The organism is Streptomyces sp. NPDC004542 (genome assembly GCF_040610035.1).
Taxonomy (GTDB): domain Bacteria; phylum Actinomycetota; class Actinomycetes; order Streptomycetales; family Streptomycetaceae; genus Streptomyces.
In genome coordinates this window covers 71,675-95,899 of the sequence record NZ_JBEXLP010000006.1, presented here as the reverse complement: position 1 = coordinate 95,899, position 24,225 = coordinate 71,675, and the positions used below count along the sequence as shown (strand labels likewise).

Annotated in this window: 23 protein-coding genes, 1 tRNA gene and 1 pseudogene; 10 read left to right on the top strand and 15 right to left on the bottom strand. The window is 70.2% G+C overall.

Annotated elements, in window-relative coordinates:
• Nucleotides 1-3 precede the first annotated feature (3 nt).
• Both ABZX30_RS05880 and ABZX30_RS05875 read left to right on the top strand, forming a co-directional pair.
• On the top strand, nucleotides 4-1,767 hold the full coding sequence (locus tag ABZX30_RS05880; protein WP_355929328.1) for a PQQ-binding-like beta-propeller repeat protein: 1,764 nt from the start codon (nucleotides 4-6) through the stop codon (nucleotides 1,765-1,767).
• Nucleotides 1,768-1,968: 201 nt separating this feature from the next.
• Nucleotides 1,969-2,643 carry a LuxR C-terminal-related transcriptional regulator gene (locus tag ABZX30_RS05875; RefSeq protein ID WP_355929325.1) on the top strand — a complete coding sequence of 225 codons (675 nt, stop codon included), beginning with the start codon at nucleotides 1,969-1,971 and terminating at the stop codon, nucleotides 2,641-2,643.
• 124 nt (nucleotides 2,644-2,767) lie between these two features.
• Here ABZX30_RS05875 and ABZX30_RS05870 read toward each other — a convergent pair whose 3' ends face one another.
• Both ABZX30_RS05870 and ABZX30_RS05865 read right to left on the bottom strand, forming a co-directional pair.
• On the bottom strand, nucleotides 2,768-3,130 hold the full coding sequence (locus ABZX30_RS05870) for a hypothetical protein (protein ID WP_355929323.1): 363 nt from the start codon (nucleotides 3,128-3,130) through the stop codon (nucleotides 2,768-2,770).
• Between the two features lie 21 nt (nucleotides 3,131-3,151).
• Entirely contained in the window at nucleotides 3,152-4,831 is a 1,680-nt protein-coding gene (locus ABZX30_RS05865; protein WP_355929321.1) for a sodium:solute symporter family protein, read from the bottom strand.
• Nucleotides 4,832-4,952: 121 nt separating this feature from the next.
• On the opposite strand from ABZX30_RS05865, the gene galT reads away from it, so the two are divergent.
• The 3 genes from galT to galK are packed head-to-tail and all read left to right on the top strand — an operon-like array spanning nucleotide 4,953 to nucleotide 8,133.
• On the top strand, nucleotides 4,953-6,014 hold the full coding sequence (galT, locus tag ABZX30_RS05860) for a galactose-1-phosphate uridylyltransferase (RefSeq protein WP_355929318.1): 1,062 nt from the start codon (nucleotides 4,953-4,955) through the stop codon (nucleotides 6,012-6,014).
• Entirely contained in the window at nucleotides 6,011-6,979 is a 969-nt protein-coding gene (gene galE / locus ABZX30_RS05855; protein ID WP_355929315.1) for a UDP-glucose 4-epimerase GalE, read from the top strand. Before galT ends, galE begins: the two co-directional genes overlap by 4 nt.
• Nucleotides 6,979-8,133 (top strand): galactokinase, encoded by a 1,155-nt coding sequence (galK, locus tag ABZX30_RS05850; RefSeq protein ID WP_355929313.1) that lies wholly within the window; start codon nucleotides 6,979-6,981, stop codon nucleotides 8,131-8,133. The genes galE and galK overlap by 1 nt, the downstream gene beginning before the upstream one ends.
• 19 nt (nucleotides 8,134-8,152) lie before the next feature.
• Here galK and ABZX30_RS05845 read toward each other — a convergent pair whose 3' ends face one another.
• A complete protein-coding gene (locus ABZX30_RS05845) occupies nucleotides 8,153-8,608 on the bottom strand; it encodes an N-acetyltransferase (protein WP_355929514.1) in 456 nt (151 codons plus the stop codon).
• 230 nt (nucleotides 8,609-8,838) lie between these two features.
• Between ABZX30_RS05845 and ABZX30_RS05840 the strand changes: the two genes are divergently transcribed.
• The gene (locus ABZX30_RS05840) at nucleotides 8,839-9,612 is read left to right on the top strand and encodes a response regulator transcription factor (RefSeq protein ID WP_355929310.1); all 774 of its coding nucleotides are present in this window, start codon (nucleotides 8,839-8,841) and stop codon (nucleotides 9,610-9,612) included.
• Between the two features lie 56 nt (nucleotides 9,613-9,668).
• Here ABZX30_RS05840 and ABZX30_RS05835 read toward each other — a convergent pair whose 3' ends face one another.
• Entirely contained in the window at nucleotides 9,669-10,166 is a 498-nt protein-coding gene (locus tag ABZX30_RS05835) for a MarR family transcriptional regulator (protein ID WP_355929309.1), read from the bottom strand.
• An 89-nt stretch (nucleotides 10,167-10,255) separates the two neighbouring features.
• Between ABZX30_RS05835 and ABZX30_RS05830 the strand changes: the two genes are divergently transcribed.
• Together ABZX30_RS05830 and ABZX30_RS05825 are read left to right on the top strand one after the other, a co-directional pair.
• Complete coding sequence (locus tag ABZX30_RS05830) at nucleotides 10,256-11,068, top strand: trans-aconitate 2-methyltransferase (protein ID WP_355929307.1); 813 nt, start codon at nucleotides 10,256-10,258, stop codon at nucleotides 11,066-11,068.
• On the top strand, nucleotides 11,068-11,454 hold the full coding sequence (locus ABZX30_RS05825) for a VOC family protein (RefSeq protein ID WP_355929306.1): 387 nt from the start codon (nucleotides 11,068-11,070) through the stop codon (nucleotides 11,452-11,454). Before ABZX30_RS05830 ends, ABZX30_RS05825 begins: the two co-directional genes overlap by 1 nt.
• On the opposite strand, the gene ABZX30_RS05820 is transcribed toward ABZX30_RS05825, so the two are convergent.
• From ABZX30_RS05820 to ABZX30_RS05810, 3 genes are all read right to left on the bottom strand, one after another.
• Entirely contained in the window at nucleotides 11,426-12,028 is a 603-nt protein-coding gene (locus ABZX30_RS05820; RefSeq protein WP_355929303.1) for a Uma2 family endonuclease, read from the bottom strand. The genes ABZX30_RS05825 and ABZX30_RS05820 overlap by 29 nt on opposite strands.
• A 99-nt stretch (nucleotides 12,029-12,127) precedes the next feature.
• Complete coding sequence (locus ABZX30_RS05815; RefSeq protein ID WP_355929300.1) at nucleotides 12,128-12,805, bottom strand: TetR/AcrR family transcriptional regulator; 678 nt, start codon at nucleotides 12,803-12,805, stop codon at nucleotides 12,128-12,130.
• Nucleotides 12,802-13,809 (bottom strand): fatty acid desaturase, encoded by a 1,008-nt coding sequence (locus ABZX30_RS05810; RefSeq protein WP_355929298.1) that lies wholly within the window; start codon nucleotides 13,807-13,809, stop codon nucleotides 12,802-12,804. Before ABZX30_RS05810 ends, ABZX30_RS05815 begins: the two co-directional genes overlap by 4 nt.
• 309 nt (nucleotides 13,810-14,118) lie before the next feature.
• Between ABZX30_RS05810 and ppc the strand changes: the two genes are divergently transcribed.
• The gene (ppc, locus tag ABZX30_RS05805) at nucleotides 14,119-16,851 is read left to right on the top strand and encodes a phosphoenolpyruvate carboxylase (RefSeq protein ID WP_355929295.1); all 2,733 of its coding nucleotides are present in this window, start codon (nucleotides 14,119-14,121) and stop codon (nucleotides 16,849-16,851) included.
• A gap of 69 nt (nucleotides 16,852-16,920) precedes the next feature.
• Here the strand turns inward: ppc and ABZX30_RS05800 are convergent, their stop codons facing one another.
• The 7 genes and pseudogenes from ABZX30_RS05800 to ABZX30_RS05770 form a co-directional block, all read right to left on the bottom strand.
• Nucleotides 16,921-17,427, bottom strand: coding sequence for a hypothetical protein (locus ABZX30_RS05800; protein ID WP_355929293.1), 507 nt, complete (start codon nucleotides 17,425-17,427; stop codon nucleotides 16,921-16,923).
• A 42-nt stretch (nucleotides 17,428-17,469) separates the two neighbouring features.
• Nucleotides 17,470-18,072, bottom strand: a complete 603-nt coding sequence (gene pth, locus ABZX30_RS05795; protein ID WP_355929290.1) for an aminoacyl-tRNA hydrolase — start codon at nucleotides 18,070-18,072, stop codon at nucleotides 17,470-17,472.
• Nucleotides 18,073-18,147: 75 nt separating this feature from the next.
• Nucleotides 18,148-18,735 carry a 50S ribosomal protein L25/general stress protein Ctc gene (locus ABZX30_RS05790; protein WP_355929288.1) on the bottom strand — a complete coding sequence of 196 codons (588 nt, stop codon included), beginning with the start codon at nucleotides 18,733-18,735 and terminating at the stop codon, nucleotides 18,148-18,150.
• A gap of 235 nt (nucleotides 18,736-18,970) precedes the next feature.
• Entirely contained in the window at nucleotides 18,971-19,951 is a 981-nt protein-coding gene (locus ABZX30_RS05785) for a ribose-phosphate diphosphokinase (RefSeq protein WP_355929285.1), read from the bottom strand.
• 88 nt (nucleotides 19,952-20,039) lie between these two features.
• A complete protein-coding gene (gene glmU, locus ABZX30_RS05780) occupies nucleotides 20,040-21,485 on the bottom strand; it encodes a bifunctional UDP-N-acetylglucosamine diphosphorylase/glucosamine-1-phosphate N-acetyltransferase GlmU (protein WP_355929283.1) in 1,446 nt (481 codons plus the stop codon).
• 111 nt (nucleotides 21,486-21,596) lie between these two features.
• Nucleotides 21,597-21,669: transfer RNA gene (locus tag ABZX30_RS05775), tRNA-Gln, on the bottom strand.
• A gap of 130 nt (nucleotides 21,670-21,799) precedes the next feature.
• Nucleotides 21,800-22,158: pseudogene (locus ABZX30_RS05770) on the bottom strand (hypothetical protein); the annotation flags it as partial.
• Between the two features lie 166 nt (nucleotides 22,159-22,324).
• Between ABZX30_RS05770 and ABZX30_RS05765 the strand changes: the two are divergent.
• Nucleotides 22,325-23,626: a histidine kinase gene (locus ABZX30_RS05765; RefSeq protein WP_355929280.1), complete on the top strand. Its 1,302-nt coding sequence runs from the start codon at nucleotides 22,325-22,327 to the stop codon at nucleotides 23,624-23,626.
• A gap of 18 nt (nucleotides 23,627-23,644) precedes the next feature.
• On the opposite strand, the gene ABZX30_RS05760 is transcribed toward ABZX30_RS05765, so the two are convergent.
• Nucleotides 23,645-24,139 carry an SUKH-3 domain-containing protein gene (locus ABZX30_RS05760; RefSeq protein WP_355929277.1) on the bottom strand — a complete coding sequence of 165 codons (495 nt, stop codon included), beginning with the start codon at nucleotides 24,137-24,139 and terminating at the stop codon, nucleotides 23,645-23,647.
• Nucleotides 24,140-24,225: the final 86 nt, after the last annotated feature.

Sequence of the window (24,225 nt, the reverse complement as noted above, 5' to 3'; positions counted from 1 at the left end):
GCCATGACCCAGCCACCGCCTCCGCCGCCGAACCAACCCCCGCAGCAGGGCGGCTTCGGCCCGCCGCAGCCGCCGCAGCCGCCGCAGACCCCGCCCTCCGGCTACGGCTACCCGCAGGCACCTCAGCCCCCGCAGCCCCAGCCCGGCTACGGCTACCCCGGCCAGCAGCCGAACCCGTACGGTCAGCCGCAGGCCCCGTACCCCCAGCAGCCGACCGCGTACGGCCAGCCCGGCTACGGCTACCCGGGCCAACCGACCGTGCCGATGTACCCGCAGCCCGGGCAGCCGGGCGGCGGCGGGCGCAAGCCGAACTCCTCGCTGATCATCATCGTCTCGGCGCTGGTCGCGATCGCCCTGATCATCGGCGGCGGGATCTGGTACGCGAAGTCCGGCGGCGGCGACGGCGGGAAGAAGGACACCGCGAGTTCCGGCGGCGGCACGGGCGGCACGGGTGGCAAGGACGGCACCGGCGGAACCGGCGGAACCGGCGGCACCACCACCGGCGGCAAGGAGAAGGCGCCCGCCGACACCGCCGCCAGGAAGCTCTTCGACGTGCCGCTGCCCAAGGCGAACGACACCGTCTCCACCTACGGCTCCTGGCTCACCGACAAGGTGTACGCCAAGAGCGGCGTCGCCCAGATCGTCGGCTACGACCCCGACAAGGGCACCGAACTCTGGACGATCAAGCTGCCCGGCCCGGTCTGCGCGGCCGCGAACCACGTCACGTCCGACGGCCGGACGGCGATCACCTTCCAGCCGAAGATGCCCGCGAAGAACTCCGCCGAGGGCTGCAGCCGGATCGCCGCGATCGACCTCGACGCGGGCAAGAAGCTGTGGACGAAGTCGGTCGACTCCGGTGACTACGCGATCAGCTTCGAGAACGTGACGGTCGCGCAGAACACCGTCGCCGTGGGCAGCACCCGCGGCGGAGCCGCCTTCGACATCGCCTCCGGCAAGGTGCTGTGGCAGCCGAAGTCGGCCGACACCTGCTACGACGCCGGGTACGGCGGCGGCGAGAAGCTGGTGGCGGTGCGCAAGTGCGGCGCGTACGACAACCGCCAGCTGCACATCCAGACCATCGACCCGAAGTCCGGCAAGGTGATCTCCGAGTACAAGATGGCCGAGGGCATCGAGTACGCCAGCGTCGTCTCCACCGACCCGCTGGTGGTCGCCGCCGACGTCGGCGACAGCGCGGGCGACGGCAGCGGCATCTCGGACTACTTCTCCATCGACAACAGGACCGGCAAGCTGCGCACCCGGATCTCCGCGCCGGCCGACTCCTTCGGCGGCCGCTGCGACGGCATCACCCGCATCGAGTACTGCAAGGAGGTCGTCGTCGGCAACGACAAGCTGTACGTGCCGACCGAGGAGCACGACGGCACCGGCAAGTACAGCAGGACCAACGAGATCGTCGCCTTCGACCTGGGCACCGGCAAGCAGACCGGCCAGCGTGCCGACGCCGGCGACGGCTACACCATCTCCCCGCTGCGCATGGACGGCGGCAACCTGCTCGCGTACAAGCGTCCGCCCTACGACAAGGGCGGGCAGGTCGTCAGTATCGACGGCGGCTCGTTCAAGGAGACCAAGCTGCTGGAGAACCCGGCCACCGAGTCGGTGCGCGACGCGGAGACCAGCATGCTGCCGGAGTACGCGGAGATCCTCTACTCCCAGGGCCGGCTGTACATGTCGGCGGTCTTCGCGGACGACACGTCCGGCTCCTCGAGCAGTGACGAGGAGCTGGTCGTCGCGTTCGGCACCGGGAACTGATCACCCGTCAGGTGCTGTCAATGGTCCCGAACAGCGGGAATTCAGCGATCCGTGGCACTTCTCACCAGTAGGGGCAGCGTAACGTCGAACAAGCGTGTAGCTTCCGGGGGCATGAAGGGCGGGGTGCCGGGGGGCCCTCTGTCCAAGGGGACCGTGGGCATCCATGGTGAGGCATCCATGGGGGGACTGGGGGGTTGCTCTGTGGGAGTGCGGCTCATGGTGGTCGACGACCACCGCTTGCTCGCGGAGGCGCTTGCCTCGGCGCTGAAGCTGCGGGGGCACCGGGTCCTCGCGGCGGCGGCACCGGCCGCCGGCGCGGCGGACCTGGTGATCAGCCGGGCGCCCGAGGTGTGCCTGCTGGGCACGGCGGCCCCCGCCGAGCCGGGGGTCTTCGATCCCGTGGTGAAGATCAAGCGGGAGCGCCCGCAGGTCGCGGTCCTGGTGCTGGGCCCGGTCCCGTCGCCGCGGGGCATCGCGGCTGCCTTCGCGGCCGGGGCCTCCGGCTACGTCCGGCACGACGAGCGCATCGAGGGCGTCGAGCGGGCGATCATGAAGGCCAGGGCCGGGGAGGCGGCCGTCGCCCCCCAGTTGTTGCAGGGTGCCTTCAGTGAGCTGCTCAACCCCGCCGCGCAGCCCGACGACGAGGGCCAGCGCCTCCTGCAGATGCTCACCCCGCGCGAGGTGGAGGTCCTGGTCCGGGTCGCCGACGGCGAGGACACCCGGCTGATCGCGGCCGGCATGGGCATCGCCCCGTCGACGGCCCGGACCCACGTCCAGCGGGTCCTGATGAAGCTGGGCGTCGGCTCCCGCCTGGAGGCGGCGGCGCTGGCCGCGCGGACGGGGTTGCTGGACCGGGTGTCGACCGGTTCGCAGTGAGGACCGGTCCGACGAGCCCGTCCGGCGCTTGAGTGACGAGGCCGGCAGGCCGACAACGGGGGTGCCGACAACGGGGGTCTGGGGGGCGGTAGCCCCCCAGGCGGGGCACGCCGACGCCGGGTGCCTAAGACCCCACCGATGGCGACTGGTCCTCGTCCGCCGCCGACGCCGGAGGCGGCGGCGGGGTCGGCCGAAGCTTCAGCCACGCCAGGAAGAAGAGGCCCAGCAGCAGCATGCCGATCCCGGTCCACAGGTTGATGTTGACGCCCTGGGCCTTGTCGATCGCGGCCTGGGAGTCGGTGATCCCGGTGATCGTGACGATGACGCCGTAGAGGACGAACAGGCCGCCGATGATGCGGCGCAGGTCGAAGATGCGGGCCGCGGTCGCCGACTTGGTCTCCAGGTCGGAGACCTCCTCCGCGACGTCCGCCTCGGTGTAGTGGTGGTGCCGGCCGGGGTGGTCGGGGTTTCCGGGCTGCTCGGTCATGGTTTCCTCGGTCCTTGCGCGTCACAACGAGAACGGGATGTAGCAGGCGGCGGCCAGGACCACCGCGCCCCAGCCCAGCAGGGCGGGCTTGCGGTACCAGGCGTCGTCGCCGGGGGCGGACGGTTCGGCCATGCCGGGGGAGCGGGTGCCGTAGACCAGGCCCCGCAGCTCGTCCGCCGGCTTCGGCCGGGTGAACAGGGACACCGCGACCATCACCACCGCGCCGGCGACGAAGCCGGCGATCGCGGAGACGAAGTTGGCGCCCTGGTCGGAGGGGATGGAGACGATCCCCTTCTTGTAGAGGACGAAGTAGTTGATCATCGCGGCCGTGGTACCGGCGAGCAGGCCCCAGAAGCCGGAGGCGGCGGACGCGCGCCGCCAGAACATGCCGACGATGAAGACGACGAACATCGGCACGTTGAAGAAGGAGAACAGCGTCTGCAGGTAGGCCATGATGTTCGAGAACGAGGACGCCAGGAACGCCGTGCCGATGGAGGCGCAGACACCGATGACGGTGATCAGACGGCCGAAGCGGACGTAGTACGCGTCCTGGCGGCCCGGCACCACGTACTTCTCCCAGATGTCGTTGGTGAACACCGTGTTGAAGGACGACACGTTGGCCGCCATGCCCGCCATGAAGGCCGCCAGCAGACCGGTGACCGCGATGCCGAGCACACCGTTGGGCAGCAGCTCCTGCATCAGGAAGGGGATGGCGTCGTTGTACTGCAGCCCCGAGGCGGAGCCGCCGATCTTCGGGACGAGCGCGGCGGCGACCAGGCCCGGGATCATCACCAGGAACACGATGAAGATCTTCGGGTAGGCCGCGATCAGCGGGGTCCGCTGCCCCGCGGAGAGGTTCTTCGCGGACAGGGCGCGCTGCACCTCGGCGAAGTTGGTGGTCCAGTAGCCGAAGGAGAGCACGAATCCGAGGCCGAGCACGATGGTCAGCCAGTTCGCGCCGAGCGGGTTGACGCTGCCGATGCCGGTGCCGCCCCAGGCGGTGGTGAAGTTGTGGCCGTGGGTGGCGGTGAGCTTGTCGGTCAGGCCGCCCCAGCCGCCGACCTTCTTCAGGCCCAGCACGGTGATCGGGATGAGGGCGGCGAGGATCACGAAGAACTGGAGCACCTCGTTGTAGATCGCCGAGGACAGACCGCCGAGCGTGATGTACGCGAGCACGAAGGCGCCGGCGACCACGATGGCGACCCACTGCGGCCAGCCGAGCAGGGCCTCGACGACGATCGCGAGCGCGTAGAGGTTGACACCGGCGATCAGGACGGCCGCGCAGGCGAACAAGATCGAACTGAGCAGGTGGGCGCCCTTGTCGAAGCGCAGCAGCAGGAACTCGGGCACCGAGCGGACCTTGCTGCCGTAGTAGAAGGGCATCATCACCAGGCCGAGGAAGACCATCGCGGGGATGGCGCCGATCCAGTACCAGTGGACGGTGTAGGCGCCGTACTGGGCGCTGTTCGCCGCCATGCCCAGGATCTCCGTGGCCGCCAGGTTGGCCGAGACGAAGGCGAGGCCGGTGATCCAGGCGGGCAGCGAGCGTCCGGAGAGGAAGAAGTCGAGGCTGGTCCGCACCGACCGGCGGGCGGCGAAGCCGATGCCCAGCACGACGACGAAGTAGATCGCGAGGATCGTGTAGTCGAGCCAGTTGGTGGGGAGCCGGAGCCCGGCGGCCAGGTAAGTGGGGGTACGCATGCGGCGTTCACCTTGCTTGGTGTTCTTTGTTTGATTGTGATGGTGACGTGCGGGGGATTGTGTGGTTCGATGTGTTCGGTTCTGTTTGATGCCTTGCTCGGTGTACGGATGGAGAGTCGCGGTGAAGAAGACCTCGACCCGGTTGGCCGACGGTCGTGAGCTCATCTACTACGACCTGAAGGACGACGCGGTGCGCGACGCGGTGGACCGGCGCCCGCTGGAACGCACGGTCACCACTTCGGAGGTACGCCACGACCCGCTGCTCGGCGACGCGGTGGCGATCGCCTCGCACCGGCAGGGACGCACCTACCACCCGCCGGCCGACGAGTGCCCCCTGTGCCCCTCGCAGGGGGACCGGCTGAGCGAGATCCCGGACTCGTCGTACGACGTCGTCGTCTTCGAGAACCGTTTCCCCTCGCTGGCCGGCGACTCCGGACGCTGCGAGGTGGTCTGCTTCACCTCCGACCACAACGCCTCCTTCGCCGACCTGACCGAGGAGCAGGCGCACCTGGTGCTGGACGCCTGGACCGACCGGACCTCCGAGCTGTCACACCTCCCTTCGGTCGAGCAGGTGTTCTGCTTCGAGAACCGGGGGGCCGAGATCGGAGTGACGCTCGGGCATCCGCACGGACAGATCTACGCGTACCCCTTCACCACCCCCCGCACCGCGCTGATGCTGCGTTCACTGGCGGCGCACAAGGACGCCACCGGCGGAGAGAACCTCTTCGACGCCATCCTGGAGAGGGAACTCGCCGAGGAGCGGGTCGTCCTTGAGAGTGAACACTGGCTGGCCTTCGTGCCGTACGCCGCACACTGGCCGTACGAGATCCACCTGTACCCCAGGCGCCGCGTCCCCGATCTGCTCGCCCTGGACGAGGCGGCACGCTCAGAGTTCCCCAAGGTTTATCTGGAACTCTTGAGGCGCTTCGACCGGATCTTCGGGGACGGTGAGCCTCCTACGCCGTACATCGCCGGCTGGCACCAGGCGCCGTTCGGCCAGCTGGAGGACTTCGAGGGCGTGACGCGGAACGACTTCGCACTCCACCTCGAGCTTTTCACCATCCGCCGCACCTCCGGCAAGCTGAAGTTCCTCGCGGGTTCCGAATCCGGCATGAGCGTGTTCATCAACGACGTGCCGCCGGAGCGCGCGGCCCAGCGACTGCGAGAGGTAGCGAGTTCATGAGCGGGAAGTACCTGGTGACGGGTGGTGCGGGTTACGTCGGCAGCGTGGTCGCCCAGCACCTGCTGGAGGCCGGCCACGAGGTCACCGTGCTGGACAACCTCAGCACCGGTTTCCGCGAGGGCGTGCCCGCCGGCGCCGCGTTCGTCGAGGGCGACATCCGCGACGCCGGCAAGTGGCTCGACCCCTCCTACGACGGCGTCCTGCACTTCGCCGCCTTCTCGCAGGTCGGCGAGTCGGTCGTGAAGCCCGAGAAGTACTGGGACAACAACGTCGGCGGCACCATGGCCCTGCTCGGCGCGATGCGCGAGGCGGACGTGCGCAGGCTCGTCTTCTCCTCCACGGCCGCCACCTACGGCGAGCCGGAGCAGGTCCCCATCGTCGAGACCGCGCCCACCGAGCCCACCAACCCCTATGGCGCCTCCAAGCTCGCCGTCGACCACATGATCACCGGCGAGGCGGCGGCCCACGGGCTCGGTGCCGTGTCGCTGCGCTACTTCAACGTGGCCGGCGCGTACGGCGCGTACGGCGAGCGCCACGACCCCGAGTCCCACCTGATCCCCCTGGTCCTCCAGGTCGCGCAGGGCCGCCGGGAGTCGATCTCGGTCTTCGGCGACGACTACCCGACGCCGGACGGCACCTGCGTCCGCGACTACATCCACGTCGCGGACCTCGCCGAGGCCCACCTGCTGGCCATCGGCGCCGCGACCCCCGGCGAGCACCTGATCTGCAACCTCGGCAACGGCGCGGGCTTCTCGGTCCGCGAGGTCGTCGAGACCGTCCGCAAGGTCACCGGCCACCCGATCCCCGAGGTCGTGGCCCCCCGCCGGGGCGGCGACCCGGCGGTGCTGGTGGCGTCCGCGCAGGCCGCCCGCGAGCGCCTCGGCTGGCAGCCGTCCCGCTCGGACCTCGCCGGTATCGTCGCGGACGCGTGGGAATTCGCCCAGCACATCGCAAGGGAGCAGTAGTGGGGGCACAGCAGGTCCGCGAGGACTTCGTCGCACTGTACGGAGCCGAGCCCGAGGGCGTCTGGTCGGCGCCCGGCCGGGTCAACCTGATAGGCGAGCACACCGACTACAACGACGGCTTCGTCATGCCGTTCGCCCTGCCGCACGTGGCGACGGCGGCCGTCGCCCGCCGTACGGACGGCGTGCTGCGGCTGCACTCGGCGGACGTCGAGGGCGGCGTCGTGGAACTCTCCCTGGACGCGCTCGCCCCGGAGAGCGACCGCGCGTGGACGGCGTACCCCGCGGGCGTGGTCTGGGCGCTGCGGGAGGCCGGGCACCCGGTCACCGGCGCCGACGTCCACCTGTCCTCGACGGTGCCGACCGGCGCGGGCCTGTCCTCCTCGGCGGCCCTGGAGGTCGTCGTCGCGCTCGCCCTGAACGACCTGTACGAGCTCGGCCTGCAGCGCTGGCAGCTGGCCCGCCTGTGCCAGCGCGCCGAGAACGTCTACGTCGGCGCGCCCACCGGCATCATGGACCAGACGGCGTCCGCGTGCTGCGAGGAGGGCCACGCCCTCTTCCTCGACACCCGCGACCTGTCCCAGCGGCAGATCCCCCTGGACCTCGCCGCCGAGGGAATGCGCCTGCTGGTCGTCGACACCCAGGTCAAGCACGCCCACAGTGGCGGCGAGTACGGCAAGCGGCGCGCCGGCTGCGAGAAGGGCGCCGCGCTGCTCGGCGTGGACGCCCTGCGGGACATCCCCTACGACGAGCTGGACCAGGCCCTGGAGCGGCTCGGCGACGAGGAGGAGGTGCGCCGCCTGGTGCGCCACGTGGTCACCGAGGACCAGCGGGTCGAGCGGGTCGTCTCCCTGCTGCGGGCGGGCGAGACCCGGGCGATCGGGCCGGTGCTGACCGAGGGCCACGCCTCCCTGCGGGACGACTTCCGCATCTCCTGCCCCGAGCTGGACCTGGTCGTCGACACCGCTTTGGCCGGCGGCGCCCTGGGCGCCCGGATGACCGGCGGCGGCTTCGGCGGCTCGGCGATCGTGCTCGCGGAGGCCGCCGACGTCGACACCATCGGCAAGGCCGTCGAGGAGGCCTTCGCGGCGGCCGGCTTCACGGCCCCCCGCGTGTTCGAGGCGGTCCCGGCCGCGGGCGCGCGCCGGCTCGGCTGAACCGCCCGGCCGGGCCGGCTCAGCCGAGCCGTTTGGTCAACGTGTACTCCGTGATCCCCGGTGGATAGCCGGGGATCACGGACACCACCTGGTAGCCCTGCTTGCGGTAGAAGTCCGGTGCCTGGAAGTCCCAGGTATCCAGGCGGGCGTGGCGGCAGCCGTGGTCGGCACGGGCGATCCGCTCGGCCTCGGCGAGCAGGCGGGAGCCCAGGCCCGAGCCGCGGTGGCGGCCGTCCACCCACAGGTACGTCACGTGCAGCCAGGTCGCCCAGGTGTGGCCGGCCAGTCCGCCCACGAAGTCCCCCGTCTCCCGGGACGCCCACACGTGCAGCGGACGCTCCCGTCCGCCCGGGGTGCCGCGCAGGGCGGCCAGGACCGGCGAGGCGGCCGTGTCGGTGTCACGCAGGCGGGAGCGAAGCAGATCATGCCGGGCCTTGTCGACTTCCGCCTCAATACGAAACATGCGGCACACCATAAACGCGCTGGACGGCCAGTTCTGCAAATAGTCTTCCCCCGCCCGCCGTGGTCCGTACCCTGATGTGCAGCACCGGTGGGGGCCGGTGCTGATCAGGGGGCGAGACACGCGGGTACGACACCCGCGGTGGGGGTAGCAGTGTCCGCACGGCGGCGGCCGCGCGGTGTGTTTCCGTCAGCCGTGGGGTCGTGCCCGCGAGGTCGTCGTTTCCCGGACCAGTGGGGGTTTCAGTGGTTCGTATCCGAGTCCTGGTCGTCGACGACCACCGCATCTTCGCCGAGTCGCTCGCCGCCGCCCTGGCCGCCGAGCCGGACGTCGAGGTCTCCGCCGCCGGCAGCGGCCCGGCCGCGCTGCGCTGCCTGGAGCGGGCGGCCGCCGACGGCCGCCGTTACGACGTACTGCTCGTCGACGCCGACCTGGGCGGCCACGTGCCCGGCATACGCCCGGCCGCACCGGTGCAGGACGGCGACGAGGAGGGCCTCGTCGACGGGCTCTCGCTGGTCGCGGGGGTGCGGACGGCACAGCCGGGGGTGCGCACCGTGGTCCTCGCCGAGAAGGACGACCCGCGCCGGGCCGCCCTCGCGCTGCAGGCCGGCGCCTCGGGCTGGGTCGCCAAGGACTGCTCGCTGTCCCGGCTGCTGAACGTCATCCGCGGTGTCCTGCGCGACGAGACGCATCTGCCGCCCGCCCTGCTCACCGGGGTGCTGCGAGAGCTGACCGCCGCGCGCAAGCACCGCACGGAGAGCGAGCGGCTGGTGGAGTCCCTCACCCCGCGCGAGCGGGAGGTGCTGCGCTGCATGGTCGCGGGCCTCGGCCGCAAGGCGGTCGCCGAACGGCTGTTCCTCTCCCCGCACACCGTCCGCACCCACATGCAGAACGTCCTCGGCAAACTGGGCGTCCACTCCACCCTCGCCGCGGTCGCCCTGGCCCGCCGGGCAGGCGTCGGCCCGGCCGACCTGGAGCCCGCCGGCCGGATCAGGCCGGAGGAGACCAACAGCGCCTGATCGACGCGGTGCGCGTGCCGGACCCGCGTCCTCGGTGTGGCCCGCCCGGCACACTCTCAGTCGGGGATGTTGTCGAACGGAGCGGTCAGCCGGCGCAGCAGTCCGGCCAGCTCCCCCCGCTGGGCGCTGGTCAGTTCCGCGAGGATCGCCCGTTCCTGCTCCAGCAGGCCCGCCAGCGCCTGGTCCGCGCGGTCCCGCCCCTCACCGGTCAGCCGGACCAGCACGCCCCGCCGGTCGCTCGGGTCGGGCAGCCGCTCCACCAGGCCCTTCTTGGCCAGCCGGTCGATGCGGTTGGTCATCGTGCCCGAGGTGACCAGGGTCTGGGTCAGCAACTGCCCCGGCGAGAGCTGGTACGGCGACCCCGCGCGCCTGAGCGCGGTCAGCACGTCGAACTCCCAGGGCTCCAGCTGATGCTCGGCGAAGGCCAGCCGGCGCGCCCGGTCCAGGTGCCGGGCCAGTCTGCTGACCCGGCTGAGCACCTCGAGTGGTTCCACGTCGAGGTCCGGGCGCTCCCGGCGCCACGCAGCGACCAGCCGATCGACCTCGTCCTCCATGACGATCAGTGTAGTGGTTGTGTCGACATGAAGTCTCTTGATGTGAAGTATCTTGACGTCGAGATGGTTGGGTTGGGAAGGTGGCACACATGACCACTCCCGCCTGGGACCCGGCCCAGTACCTCCGGCACGCCGGCCACCGCGCCCGCCCCTTCACCGACCTCCTCGCCCGCGTCCCCGACCCGCCCGGCACCCCGCCCCGCATCGCCGACCTCGGCTGCGGCCCCGGCAACGTCACCGCACTGCTCGCCGCGCGCTGGCCCACCGCCCGCATCACCGGGTACGACAACTCGCCCGAGATGCTCGACCGGGCCCACGTCGACCACGCCGGCCCCACGGCGGGCGGCGGCCACCTCGGCTTCGCCCCCGCCGACGCCCGTACCTGGACACCCGCCGAACCGCACGACCTGATCCTCGGCAACGCCACCCTCCAGTGGGTGCCCGGCCACGCCGACCGCTTCGCCGACTGGATCGCGGCCCTCACCCCCGGCGGCACCTTCGCCTTCCAGGTGCCCGGCAACTTCTCCGCCCCCAGCCACCTGCTGATGCGCTCCCTGGCCCACTCCGCCCGCTGGAAGGCCCGCCTCGCCGACGTCCTGCGCCACGAGGACGCGGTGCTCGCGCCCGAGGCGTACCTGGAACGGCTGACCGGGCTCGGCTGCGCGGCGGACGTGTGGGAGACGACGTACATCCACCTGCTCCAGGGTGAGGACCCGGTCCTCGACTGGGTGAAGGGCACGGGGCTCCGGCCGGTCCTCACCGCGCTGGCCGACGACCCGGAGGCGCGAAACGACTTCCTGGCCGAGTACCGGACGGCCCTGCGCGAGGCCTATCCGGCGGGCCCGCACGGCACACCGTTCCCGTTCCGGCGGATCTTCGCCGTGGCGACGAGGCGGGCGTGATGCTCGTAGCCGTGGACCATGTGCAGCTGGCCGCCCCGCCCGGGAGCGAGGACCAGTTGCGGGCGTACTACGTGGACGTCCTCGGCATGACCGAGATCCCCAAGCCGCCGGTACTCGCGGCGCGCGGGGGCTGCTGGTTCCAGGCGGGGGCCGTGCGGCTGCACCTGGGGATCGCGCAGGACTTCAGACCCGGGAGGAAGGCGCATCCGGGGCTGCGGGTGCGGGACATCGGGGCGTACGCGGCGCGGCTGGCTGGGCGTGGGGCGCCGGTCACCTGGGACGAGAACCTCCCTGGCCACCGGCGCTTCTACGCCGAGGATCCGGTGGGGAACCGGCTGGAGTTCCTGGAGGCGGTGGCTACGGCTTCCTCAGGGCGTTCAGGCTGATGTCCATGTCGATGTCGAAGGGAACAGTGACCTTGAGGCGTTCGTGGTACGTGCCCGTGGGCCCGTACGCCTTGGTCACCGGGTCGAGTTCGTACGTCCGGATCACAGGCTGCTGATTCCCCTCGGCCATCTCGACCAGCCAGAAATAGGGAATTCCGGCGGCTGCGTACTTGAGGGGCTTGGTGTCGTGGTCGCGGGCCTCGGAGTCCGGGGAGACGACCTCGACCGCGAGTACCAGGTCCTCCGCCTCGAACCGGGTCTGCTCGAGTCCGGTCACCGCTGCCGCACGGACGACGCTGACGTCAGGTTCAGGACCGTTGCGACGATTCAGGACCACGGTCATCTCCCGCTCGACGCTCAGGTGGTCCGGCAGTGTCGAGCGCAGCCCGCGCACCAGCAAGTCGATCATCAGCATGTGGAAACGTCGCTGCGGACTCACGAAGACCAAGCTCCCGTCGATCAACTCGGTGTGCGGCGGGAGGTCCGGCAGGGTGAACAGGTCGTCGACCGTGAAGCCCTCGGGGGGCGGCACAGGCAGGTGGATGCCGGGCTCGGTCATGGTGATTCCTCCCATGAGCGGGATTCTCGGCCTGGATGCCCACCGTAGCCGCCAGAACCGACAAAGGTCACCACAACGGGTGATCAAGCCCGCCCGGCGTCAGCTCTTCCCGCGTCAGCTCTTGCGGTGCCCGATCAGCCGGGGCTTCTGCTCCAGCCCGTCCAGCCCGTGCCAGGCCAGATTCACCAGATGCGCGGCCACCTCGGCCTTCTTCGGCCGGCGCACGTCCAGCCACCACTGCCCGGTCAGCGCCACCATGCCGACCAGCGCCTGCGCGTACAGCGGGGCCAGCTTCGGGTCGAAGCCGCGGGACTTGAACTCGCGGCCCAGAATGTCCTCCACCTGGGTGGCGATGTCCGAGATCAGCGACGCGAAGGACCCGGTCGACTGGGGGATGGGGGAGTCACGGACCAGGATGCGGAAACCGTCCGTGTACTCCTCGATGTAGTCCAGCAGCGCGAAAGCGGCCTGCTCGCACAGCTCACGGGGGTGCCCGGCCGTCAGCGAGCTGGTCACCATGTCCAGCAGGCGCCGCATCTCGCGGTCCACCACCACCGCGTACAGCCCCTCCTTGCCGCCGAAGTGCTCGTACACCACCGGCTTGGACACCCCGGCCTTCGCCGCGATCTCCTCCACCGACGTGCCCTCGAAACCCTTCGTCGCGAAGAGGGTGCGACCGATCTCCAGCAGCTGCTGGCGGCGCTCTGCACCGGTCATCCGGGTGCGACGCGCACGCCGCGGCTTGTCATTGCTCGGAGTGCTGCTGGAGTCGGTCGCCACGGCGTCCATCATGCCGCCTCGGCCGTCTCCCCCCGGTGCCGGGAACCGCCTTCCCCGGTGTTACGGCGCGAATCGATACGCGAGCGTGACGGCCAGCGCACGTCGTACGCCCACCCGAGCTTCTCGAACCAGCGGATGAACCGCGCCGAGGAGTCCACCTGGCCGCGCATCACCCCGTGCCGCGCCGAGGTCGGGTCGGCATGGTGCAGGTTGTGCCAGGACTCGCCGCAGGACAGGACCGCCAGCCACCACACGTTCCCCGAACGGTCCCGGGACTTGAAGGGCCGCTTGCCGACCGCGTGACAGATCGAGTTGATCGACCACGTCACATGGTGCAGCAGGGCCACCCGAACGAGTGAGCCCCAGAAGAACGCGGTGAACGCGCCCCACCAGGACAGCGTGACCAGCCCGCCGACCAGCGGCGGCAACGCCAGCGACAGCGCCGTCCACAGCACGAACTGCCGGGAGATCGCACGGATCGCCGGGTCCTTGATCAGATCCGGCGCGTACTTCTCCTGCGGCGTCTGCTCCTCGTCGAACATCCAGCCGATGTGCGCCCACCACAGGCCCTTCATCAGCGCCGGAACCGTCTCCCCGAACCGCCACGGCGAATGCGGATCGCCCTCGGCGTCGGAGAACCTGTGGTGCTTGCGGTGGTCGGCCACCCAGCGCACCAGGGGACCCTCGACCGCCAGCGAACCCATGATCGCCAAAGCGATCCTCAACGGCCGCCTGGCCTTGAACGAACCATGCGTGAAGTACCGGTGGAAACCGATCGTGATGCCGTGGCAGCCCAGGAAGTAGAAGAACACCAGCAGACCGAGGTCCAGCCAGCTCACCCCCCACCCCCACGCCAGGGGCACCGCCGCCAGCAGTGCCACGAACGGAACGGTGATGAACAGCAGCAGCGTGATCTGCTCGATCGAACGCTTCTGCTCGCCGCCCAGCGTGGCGGAGGGAGTGGGAGTGCCGGACGGCTGTGAGGCGTCTTCCATCACATCGGAACTTGAGGTCATGCGCGTCCCCTGGGGGGTCGAGGGTCGAGACAGATGCCGGATGGGGGAACCGGGCGGGACCCGAGCGGTACTTCCCTACGGTTCCGTAACCTACGGCGTCGTAAGTATGTCAGCGTGCCGTCCGGCGGCAAGGGCCCGACGGCCTGCGCGTCCGTGTGGACACCTATCCTTGATGTCGGTCGGACAGCGCGGTCCGCTCTGTTTTCTTCCCGGATGTCCGGCCCGAATGCGGCGCCCGCCGCGCGGCAGACGGCCCAGGCCTACGGGTCCCCTCCCAGACGAGCTTCAACACTGCAAGGAGCCGCACCTGTGAGCAGTGCCGACGACCAGACCACCACGACCAGCAGCGAGCTGCGCGCCGACATCAGGCGACTGGGTGACCTCCTCGGTGAGACCCTCGTCCGCCAAGAGGGCCCCGAACTGCTCGAACTCGTCGAAAGGGTCCGCCACCTCACCCGAGAGGACGGCGAGGCCGCCGCCGAGCTGCTGCGCGGAACCGAACTGGAGACCGCGGCCAAGCTGGTCCGCGCCTTCTCCACCTACTTCCACCTCGCCAACGTCACCGAGCAGGTCCACCGCGGCCGCGAACTGCGCGCCCGGCGCGCCGCCGAAGGCGGCCTCCTCGCCCGCACCGCCGACCGCCTCAAGGACGCCGACCCCGAACACGTCCGCGAATCGGTCGCCCACCTGAACGTCCGCCCGGTGTTCACCGCACACCCCACCGAAGCCGCGCGCCGGTCGGTCCTCAACAAGCTCCGGCGCATCGCCGCGCTCCTGGAAACCCCCGTCATCGACTCCGACCGCCGCCGCCACGACACCCGGCTGGCCGAGAACATCGACCTCGTCTGGCAGACCGACGAACTCCGCGTCGTCCGCCCCGAACCCGCCGACGAGGCCCGCAACGCCATCTACTACCTCGACGAACTGCACGCCGGCGCCGTCGGCGACGTCCTCGAGGACCTCACCGCCGAACTCGAACGCGTCGGCGTCAAGCTGCCCGACGACACCCGGCCCCTCACCTTCGGCACCTGGATCGGCGGCGACCGCGACGGCAACCCCAACGTCACCCCCCAGGTGACCTGGGACGTCCTCATCCTCCAGCACGAACACGGCATCAACGACGCGCTGGACACCATCGACGAACTGCGCGGCCTGCTCTCCAACTCCATCCGCTACACCGGCGCCACCGAGGAACTCCTCGAATCCCTCCGCACCGACCTCGAACGCCTGCCGGAGATCAGCCCCCGCTACAAGCGCCTCAACGCCGAAGAGCCCTACCGCCTCAAGGCCACCTGCATCCGGCAGAAGCTCGAGAACACCAAGCAGCGCCTCGCCAAGGGCACCCCCCACGAAGAGGGCCGCGACTACCTCGGCACCACCGAACTCCTCGACGACCTGCGGACCATCCAGACCTCACTGCGCGCACACCGCGGCGGCCTCTTCGCCGACGGCCGCCTCGCCCGCACCATCCGCACCCTCGCCGCCTTCGGCCTCCAGCTCGCCACCATGGACGTCCGCGAACACGCCGACGCCCACCACCACGCCCTCGGCCAGCTCTTCGACCGCCTCGGCGAGGAATCCTGGCGCTACGCCGACATGCCGCGCGACTACCGCGCCAGGCTCCTCGCCAAGGAACTCCGCTCCAGAAGGCCCCTCGCCCCCACCCCGGCCCCCGTCGACGCGGCCGGCCAGAAGACCCTCGGCGTCTTCCAGACCGTCAAGAAGGCCCTCGAAGTCTTCGGCCCCGAAGTCATCGAGTCCTACATCATCTCCATGTGCCAGGGCGCCGACGACGTCTTCGCGGCCACCGTCCTCGCCCGCGAGGCCGGCCTCCTCGACCTCCACGCCGGCTGGGCCAGGATCGGCATCGTCCCCCTCCTGGAGACCACCGACGAGCTCAAGGCCGCCGACACCATCCTCGAGGACATGCTCTCCGACCCCTCCTACCGACGCCTCGTCGCCCTGCGCGGCGACGTCCAGGAGGTCATGCTCGGCTACAGCGACTCCTCCAAGTTCGGCGGCATCACCACCAGCCAGTGGGAGATCCACCGCGCCCAGCGCCGCCTGCGCGACGTCGCCCACCGCTACGGCGTACGCCTGCGCCTCTTCCACGGCCGCGGCGGCACCGTCGGCCGCGGCGGCGGCCCCTCGCACGACGCCATCCTCGCCCAGCCCTGGGGCACCCTCGAAGGCGAGATCAAGGTCACCGAACAGGGCGAGGTCATCTCCGACAAGTACCTCATCCCCTCCCTGGCCCGGGAAAACCTGGAACTGACCGTCGCCGCCACCCTCCAGGCCTCCGCCCTGCACACCGCACCCCGCCAGTCCGACGAGGCCCTCGCCCGCTGGGACGCCGCCATGGACGTCGTCTCCGACGCCGCCCACGCCGCCTACCGCCGCTTCGTCGAAGACCCCGACCTGCCGACGTACTTCCTCGCGTCGACGCCGGTGGACCAGCTCGCCGACCTGCACCTCGGCTCCCGGCCCTCCCGCCGCCCCGGCTCCGGCGTCTCGCTCGACGGCCTGCGCGCCATCCCCTGGGTCTTCGGCTGGACCCAGTCCCGGCAGATCGTCCCCGGCTGGTTCGGCGTCGGCTCCGGCCTCAAGGCCCTGCGCGAAGCCGGCCTCGACACCGTGCTCGACGAGATGCACGGACAATGGCACTTCTTCCGCAACTTCATCTCCAACGTCGAGATGACCCTCGCCAAGACCGACCTGCGCATCGCCCAGCACTACGTCGACACCCTCGTCCCCGACGAACTCAAGCACGTCTTCGACACCATCAAGGCCGAACACGAGCTCACCGTCACCGAAGTCCTCAAGATCACCGGCGAGAAGGAACTGCTCGACGCCACCCCCGTCCTCAAGCAGACCTTCGCCATCCGCGACGCCTACCTGGATCCCATCTCCTACCTCCAGGTCACCCTCCTCAAGCGCCAGCGCGACGCCGCAGCCGCCGGCGAACAGCCCGACCCGCTGCTCTCCCGCGCCCTGCTGCTGACCGTCAACGGCGTGGCCGCCGGCCTGCGCAACACCGGCTGACCCGCACCGACAACAGTGCCCCCGGGTTCACCCGAACCCGGGGGCACTCCCACGCCCGCCCTCACACCGTCACACCGTCACGAACGCCGCCGTCAGCAGCGCGACCCCCGACCCCGCCAGCACCCAGGCCGCCCGCGTCCGCCGCAGACCACCCGCCACCACCACCGACGCCAGCAACAGCGCACCGCCGAGCGGCACCCACGCGTACAGAACCCCCGCCGGACCCGAACGCACCACCTCGTCCGTCCCCGGCTTCACCACCACGCTGTACGTCCCACCCCGGTGCACCGCCACCGTCTGGGCGATCACCACCCGGTCCCGCGCCCTCGACCCCGCCGAAACCGGCCGGTACGACCCGGTACAGGTGTCCTCACCGCACGAGCGGATCGTGACCGTGCCGCTCTCCCGCCCCTTCGTCAGCATCACGTGCTGCGCCGTGCCCCACGACGCCCACACCCCGGCGATCAGGATCAGCACCGCGACCGTCCCCATCGCAGCGACCCGGCCGAACCGGAGCGCGGCGTTCGAGGCCTGACGGGAACGGGGGGCGGCGACAGCGGGCATGGCCGGGATCATTGGCCATCCCCCTCCACCCGGTCAACCTCGGTGGGTGACAAGTCAGGAGTTGTAGGTACTCTGCGCCCGCTCCAGCCCCTCGATCACCAGAGCCTCCACCGCGTCCGCCGCCCGGTCCACGAAGTAGTCCAGCTCCTTGCGCTCCGCGGAGGAGAAGTCCTTCAGCACGAAATCGGCCACCTGCATCCGCCCCGGCGGCCGCCCGATCCCGAACCGCACCCGGTGGTAGTCCGGCCCCATCGCCTTCGTCATCGACTTCAGACCGTTGTGCCCGTTGTCCCCGCCACCCAGCTTCAGGCGCAACGTCCCGTAATCGATGTCCAGCTCGTCATGCACGGCCACGATGTTCGCCACCGGCACCTTGTAGAAGTCCCGCAACGCGTTCACCGGACCACCCGAAAGGTTCATGTACGACATCGGCTTGGCCAGGATCACCCGACGGCTCCCCGGCCCCGGAGGACCGATCCGCCCCTCCACCACCTGCGCCTGCGCCTTCCCCGCACGCTTGAACTTCCCCCCGATCCGCCCGGCCAGCAGATCGGCCACCATGAAACCCACGTTGTGCCGGTTCATCGCGTACTCGGGCCCGGGATTGCCGAGCCCCACCACGAGCCAGGGCGCATTGACGGCAGTGGTCACGTCCACGTCTCCTTGATACGCGCCAGCCGCTGCCCCCCACGGGAACAGCGGCTGACGAAACGATGATGAACGAGGCGACGATCAGGCCTCGGCGGCCTCTTCGCCCTCACCCTCGGCGGCCTCCTCGGCCTGCGCGGACAGCACCTGCAGGACGACCGTGTCCTCCTCGACGGCCAGCGTCGTGCCGGACGGGAGCGGGATGTCCTTCGCGAGGACGGAAGCGCCGGCCTCCAGGCCCTCGATGGAGACCGTGACCGACTCGGGGATGTGCGTGGCCTCGGTCTCGACGGGCAGCGCGTTCAGCACGTGCTCCAGCAGGTTGCCGCCCGGCGCCAGCTCGCCCTCGGTGTGGACGAAGATCTCGACGGTGACCTTCTCGCCCCGCTTGACCAGCTGAAGGTCCACGTGCTCCAGGAAGCCCTTGATCGGGTCGCGCTGCACCGACTTCGGAATCGCCAGCTCATTGGTCTTGCCGTCGATGTCCAGGGAGATCAGGACGTTCGGCGTACGCAGCGCCAGCAGCAGGTCGTGGCCCGGCAGCGACAGGTGGACCGGGTCCGAGCCGTGCCCGTACAGGACACCCGGGACCTTGTTGTCACGGCGGATACGACGGGCCGCACCCTTGCCGAACTCGGTACGCGTCTCGGCGGCGAGCTTCACCTCGGACATGTTCACTCCTCGTAGATACATGGGAAACGGACGTGGTCACCCGGCCACGAACGGCCTGCTACGAAGAGCGCGTCGATAACGGACCGCCGTACAGCCCCGAGAACGGGGTACGGCCTCCCTCGCCGAGCAACTCGAGAAGTCTACTCGGAAAGGGAGGCCGCACCCAAAAGGATCTTCGGTTAGCCGCTGTGCGAGCGGTGAGAGCCGTAAGAGCCGTAAGAGCCCTGCAGAAACCTCACTGCTCGTCGAAGAGGCTCGTCACCGAACCGTCCTCGAACACCTCGCGCACCGCACTCGCGATCGTCGGAGCGATCGACAACACCGTGATCTTGTCCAGCTCCCGGCTCAGCTCGCCCGGCGTCGGCAGCGTGTTCGTGAACACGCACTCACTCACCCGCGAGTTCTTCAGCCGGTCCGCCGCCGGCCCCGACAGCACACCGTGCGTCGCCGTCACGATCACGTCCTCCGCACCGTGCGCGAACAACGCGTCGGCCGCGGCACAGATCGTGCCACCCGTGTCGATCATGTCGTCGACGAGGACGCACACCCGCCCCTCGACCTCGCCCACGACCTCGTGGACCGTCACCTGGTTCGCCACGTCCTTGTCACGCCGCTTGTGCACGATCGCCAGCGGCGCGCCGAGCCGGTCGCACCAGCGGTCCGCCACCCGCACCCGCCCCGCGTCCGGAGACACCACGGTCAGCTTGGCCCGGTCGACCTTCCTGCCCACGTAGTCCGCCAGGAGCGGCAGCGCGAACAGGTGGTCCACCGGCCCGTCGAAGAAGCCCTGGATCTGGTCCGTGTGCAGATCCACCGTCAGGATCCGGTCCGCACCCGCCGTCTTCATCATGTCCGCGATCAGCCGCGCCGAGATCGGCTCACGGCCACGGTGCTTCTTGTCCTGCCGCGCGTACCCGTAGAACGGCACGATCACGGTGATCGAACGGGCCGACGCACGTTTCAACGCGTCGATCATGATCAACTGCTCCATGATCCACTTGTTGATCGGAGCCGTGTGGCTCTGAATCAGGAAACAGTCCGCACCACGTGCCGACTCCTGATACCGCACATAGATCTCGCCGTTCGCGAAATCGAAGGCCTTCGTCGGGACGACCCCGACACCCAGCTGCTGGGCGACCTCCTCGGCAAGCTCGGGGTGGGCGCGGCCGGAGAAGAACATCAACTTCTTCTCGCCGGTCGTCTTGATCCCGGTCACAGCACTGTCTCCTCAGAGGTCTCTCAGCAGGTGGGGTGCAGGATCTGCACTTATCACGGTACGCCGTGTCCGACGCGCCCGTTTCCGGTCAATCTTCGCGCGGCCCCTGGCCAGAGGCCGCCTCGGCCGCCTTCGCGGCCGCACTCCCCGGACGCTTACGAGCCACCCAACCCTCGATATTCCGCTGCTGACCACGGGCCACGGCCAGCGAACCGGGCGGTACGTCCTTCGTGATCACGGACCCCGCGGCGGTGTAAGCACCGTCCCCGACCGTGACAGGCGCCACAAACATGTTGTCCGAACCGGTACGGCAGTGCGAACCGATCGTGGAGTGGTGCTTCTCCTGACCGTCGTAGTTCACGAACACACTCGCCGCACCGATGTTCGTGTGATCACCGATCGTCGCGTCCCCCACATACGACAGGTGCGGCACCTTGGTGCCCTCCCCGATGGCGGCGTTCTTCGTCTCCACATACGTCCCGATCTTGCCCTTGACGCCGAGCCGGGTCCCCGGACGCAGATACGCGTACGGCCCCACACTCGCCTGCGCACCGATCCGGGCCCCCTCGGACACCGTGTTGTCCACCCGGGCCCCCGCACCCACGTGCGTGTCCCGCAGCCGGCAGTGGGGACCGACCTCCGAACCCTCGCCGAGATGGGTCGAACCGTGCAACTGCGTGCCGGGGTGGACCACGGCGTCCTGCTCGAAGGTGACCGTGACATCCACCCAGGTGGTCGCCGGATCGACGACCGTCACGCCGGCGAGCATCGCCCGCTCCAGCAACCGGTCGTTGAGAATCCGGCGGGCCTCGGAAAGCTGCACGCGGTTGTTGATCCCGGCGATCTCACGGTGATCACCCGCGACACAAGCCCCGACCCGGTGCCCCGCCTCACGCAGGATCCCGAGCACGTCCGTCAGATACTCCTCGCCCTGACTGTTGTTCGTCCGCACCTTCTTCAGCGCGTCGGCCAGCAACTGCCCGTCGAAGGCGAACACCCCGGAGTTGATCTCCCGGATCTCCCGCTGCGCGGCGGTGGCGTCCTTGTGCTCGACGATCGCGGTGACGGCACCCGTGTCGTCACGGACGATCCGCCCGTACCCGGTCGCGTCCGGCACCTCCGCCGTCAGCACGGTCACCGCGTTGCCGTCACCGTGGTGCGTCTCGGCGAGCCGCCGAAGCGTCCCGCCGGTGAGGAGGGGCGTGTCCCCGCAGACGACGACAACGGTGCCGTCCACCCCGCTGGCCAGCTCATCCAGGCCCATCCGCACGGCGTGACCGGTCCCCTTCTGCTGCTCCTGCACCGCCGTGCGCGCGTTCGGGTCGACCTCGCCCAGGTGGGCGGCCACCTGCTCACGGGCGTGGCCCACGACCACGACCAGGTTCTCGGGCTTCAACTCACGGGCGGCGGCCAGCACATGGCCCACCAGGGAACGGCCGCAGATCTCGTGCAGGACCTTGGGTGTGGCCGACTTCATACGGGTGCCCTCACCCGCTGCGAGAACGACGACGGCTGCCGGGCGAATGGCGCTCACGGGGTTGCCCTTCGGCTTTGGACGGGTGGGGACATCCGCAGGATACCGGGGCGTTTCTCAGGGGACATGAGAGCGGGTCCCGACAGTGCTGTCAGGACCCGAACCTTGCAGCTCCGCCAGCTGGATTCGAACCAGCACTACAGGGCTTCAAAGGCCCGCGGGCTACCAGTTACCCCATGGCGGATGGCTGCGTCAGACCTTACCTGAGTCGTGCCGGCGCCTGAGACACCATTCCCTTCCCCCATCCTTCGATCTGACGGGAGAGGCCGGCTCCCTGCGACACTCGGATCACGAGGCAGCCTCGGCAGGTGTCACCACCTCTTTCGAGCTGTCGGCTTCGCCTGCTCCCTCGGGTCGCGACGCACCGGCCTCGGCAGATCCCGCACCCGCAGCGACACCGAGCTCCTCGAGCACCCCGGCTCCACCTGGATCTGGTCATACGTCCACCCCTGCGGCCGCGGCTCCCGCGCCCTGTCCCGCAGGTCGTCCTCCGCGTTCGGTCGCTCGGTCCACTCCGGGGCGGCTCGCCCTCCGGCAGGCGGTTGAGGATGTCGTTGTCGTCCACGTGCAGCCGGTCGCGGATCTGCCGTCGGCTGAGCCCCGCCCGCCGCAGGGCGACCGCTCGTTCCCGCAGGCCCTCGAAGTGCTTGTACTTGCTTGCCGAATGTGCCATGGGCATACCGTCCGGCCGGAATGACCGCTTCCGGGGTCGAACGGGTGTGGTTCAACAGTTCGAGGGATACCGGCCGGTTTCGCTGTTATTCGATTACGGAGTGTGGTGTAGGCCGGTCCGCGAAACTCACCGGAAAAGCCGCGCCCGCCGACCGTAGGCTGGACGCATGACCACGACGGGGGAAGAGCACGCCACGGGCCCGGCCGGCCCGTGGTGGTGGGCGAGGTGGCGCAGTGCGGTGCTCGACGGGAGTCTCGCGCTGGTGTCGGCTCTGGAGTGCGGCGCGGAGGGGATCCCGTTCGCGCGTGACGCCGGGATCCCGGCGGCCGTCGGGATCGTGTTCGGGCTGCTCGCGGGTTCGGTGCTGCTGATCCGCCGCAGGTGGCCGGTGGCGGTGGTGCTGGTGGCGATCGCGATCACGCCGGCCCAGATGGGTTTCCTGATGGGCATCGTGGGTCTGTACACGCTGGCCGCGTGTGAGCTGCCGCGTCGGATCATCGCGGCGCTGGCGGGGATGTCCCTGGTGGGGACGATGATCGTGACGTTCGTGCGGGTGCGGCAGGACATGGCGCGGGGGGATCTGACGCTGGGGGACTGGTTCGTCCCGTTCGCCGCGATCACGACGTCGCTCGGGCTGACGGCGCCCCCGGTTCTCCTCGGTATGTACGTGGGTGCCCGGCGCCGGCTCATGGAGAGTCTGCGGGAGCGTGCGGACAGTCTGGAGCGGGAGCTTCAGTTGCTGGCCGAGCGGGCGGAGGAGCGGGCCGAGTGGGCGCGTGGTGAGGAGCGGACGCGGATCGCGCGGGAGATGCACGACGTGGTCGCGCACCGGGTGAGCCTGATGGTGGTGCACGCGGCCGCGTTGCAGGCGGTGGCGCGGAAGGATCCGGAGAAGGCGGTGCGGAACGCGGCGCTCGTGGGGGACATGGGGCGGCAGGCGTTGACCGAGTTGCGGGAGATGCTGGGGGTGCTGCGGTCGGGGGACGGGGTGCGGCGGCGGGCCGCGCAGGCGCAGTTGGCGGCGGTGGACGTGGCTGTCGCGAGGGAGGCTTCCCGGGCCGCGGAGGAGGACGGGCCGTTCCTGTCGGAGCTGGACGAGCTCGTGGGGCAGTCGGCTGCCGCGGGGATGGTGGTGGACCTGTCGGTCGAGGGGGATGTGCGGTCGTATGCGCGGGAGGTGGAGCAGACGGCGTACCGGGTGGTGCAGGAGGCGTTGACGAACGTCCACAAGCATGCGGCGGGCGCGAAGACGTATGTGCGGCTCGCGCACCGGGTGTCGGAGATCGCGATGCAGGTGGAGAACGAGCCGCCGCCTGAGGTGGGGTCGGCGTCGGCGGTGGGGTTGCCGTCGGGTGGTAACGGCCTGGTGGGGATGCGGGAGCGGGTCGCCGCGCTGGGTGGGGTGTTCGTGTCGGGGCCGACGGATGCGGGGGGTTTCCGGGTGTCGGCGGTGATTCCGGCGGCGTGAGCCGTGGGGCCGGTGGGGTCAGCCGGCGGTGAGGCGTACCGGTGCGATGCCGGAGATGAGGGCGATGAGGGCGCGGTCGATGTCGGGGCCGAGGTACCAGTCGCCGGTGTGGTCGAGGGAGTAGACGCGGCCCGCGGTGTCGACGGCGAGGAGGGAGTGGGTGTCGGTTTCCTCGCCGAGGGGGCAGACGTCGGTGTCCAGGGCGCGGCCGAGGTCGCCGAGGGTGCGGGCGTGGTGGACGCCGTGCAGGGGGTCGAGGCGCAGGGTGGCGGGGGCGATCTGGCGGCCGGCGCCGGTGGGGGTGACGTGGAGGCCGCCGAACTCGGCCCAGGCTTCGACGGCCGCGGGGAAGACGGCGTGGCGGTGGCCGGCGGGTGAAGTGTGGTCGCGGAGGGTGTCGGCCCAGTATTCGGCCTGCTTTATGTCCCAGCGTCCGGGTTGCCAGCCGGCGGCACGCAGGGCGGCGTCGACGGAGACGGGGAAGCGGGTGCTGGAGGTGCGGTCGGTGTGCATCTGCCCTTCGTTCGTCGTGCCGGTGCCGGTGCCGGTGCCGGTGCCGGTGCCGGTGCGGGTGCCGGTGCGGGGGTGCGGGTGACGGG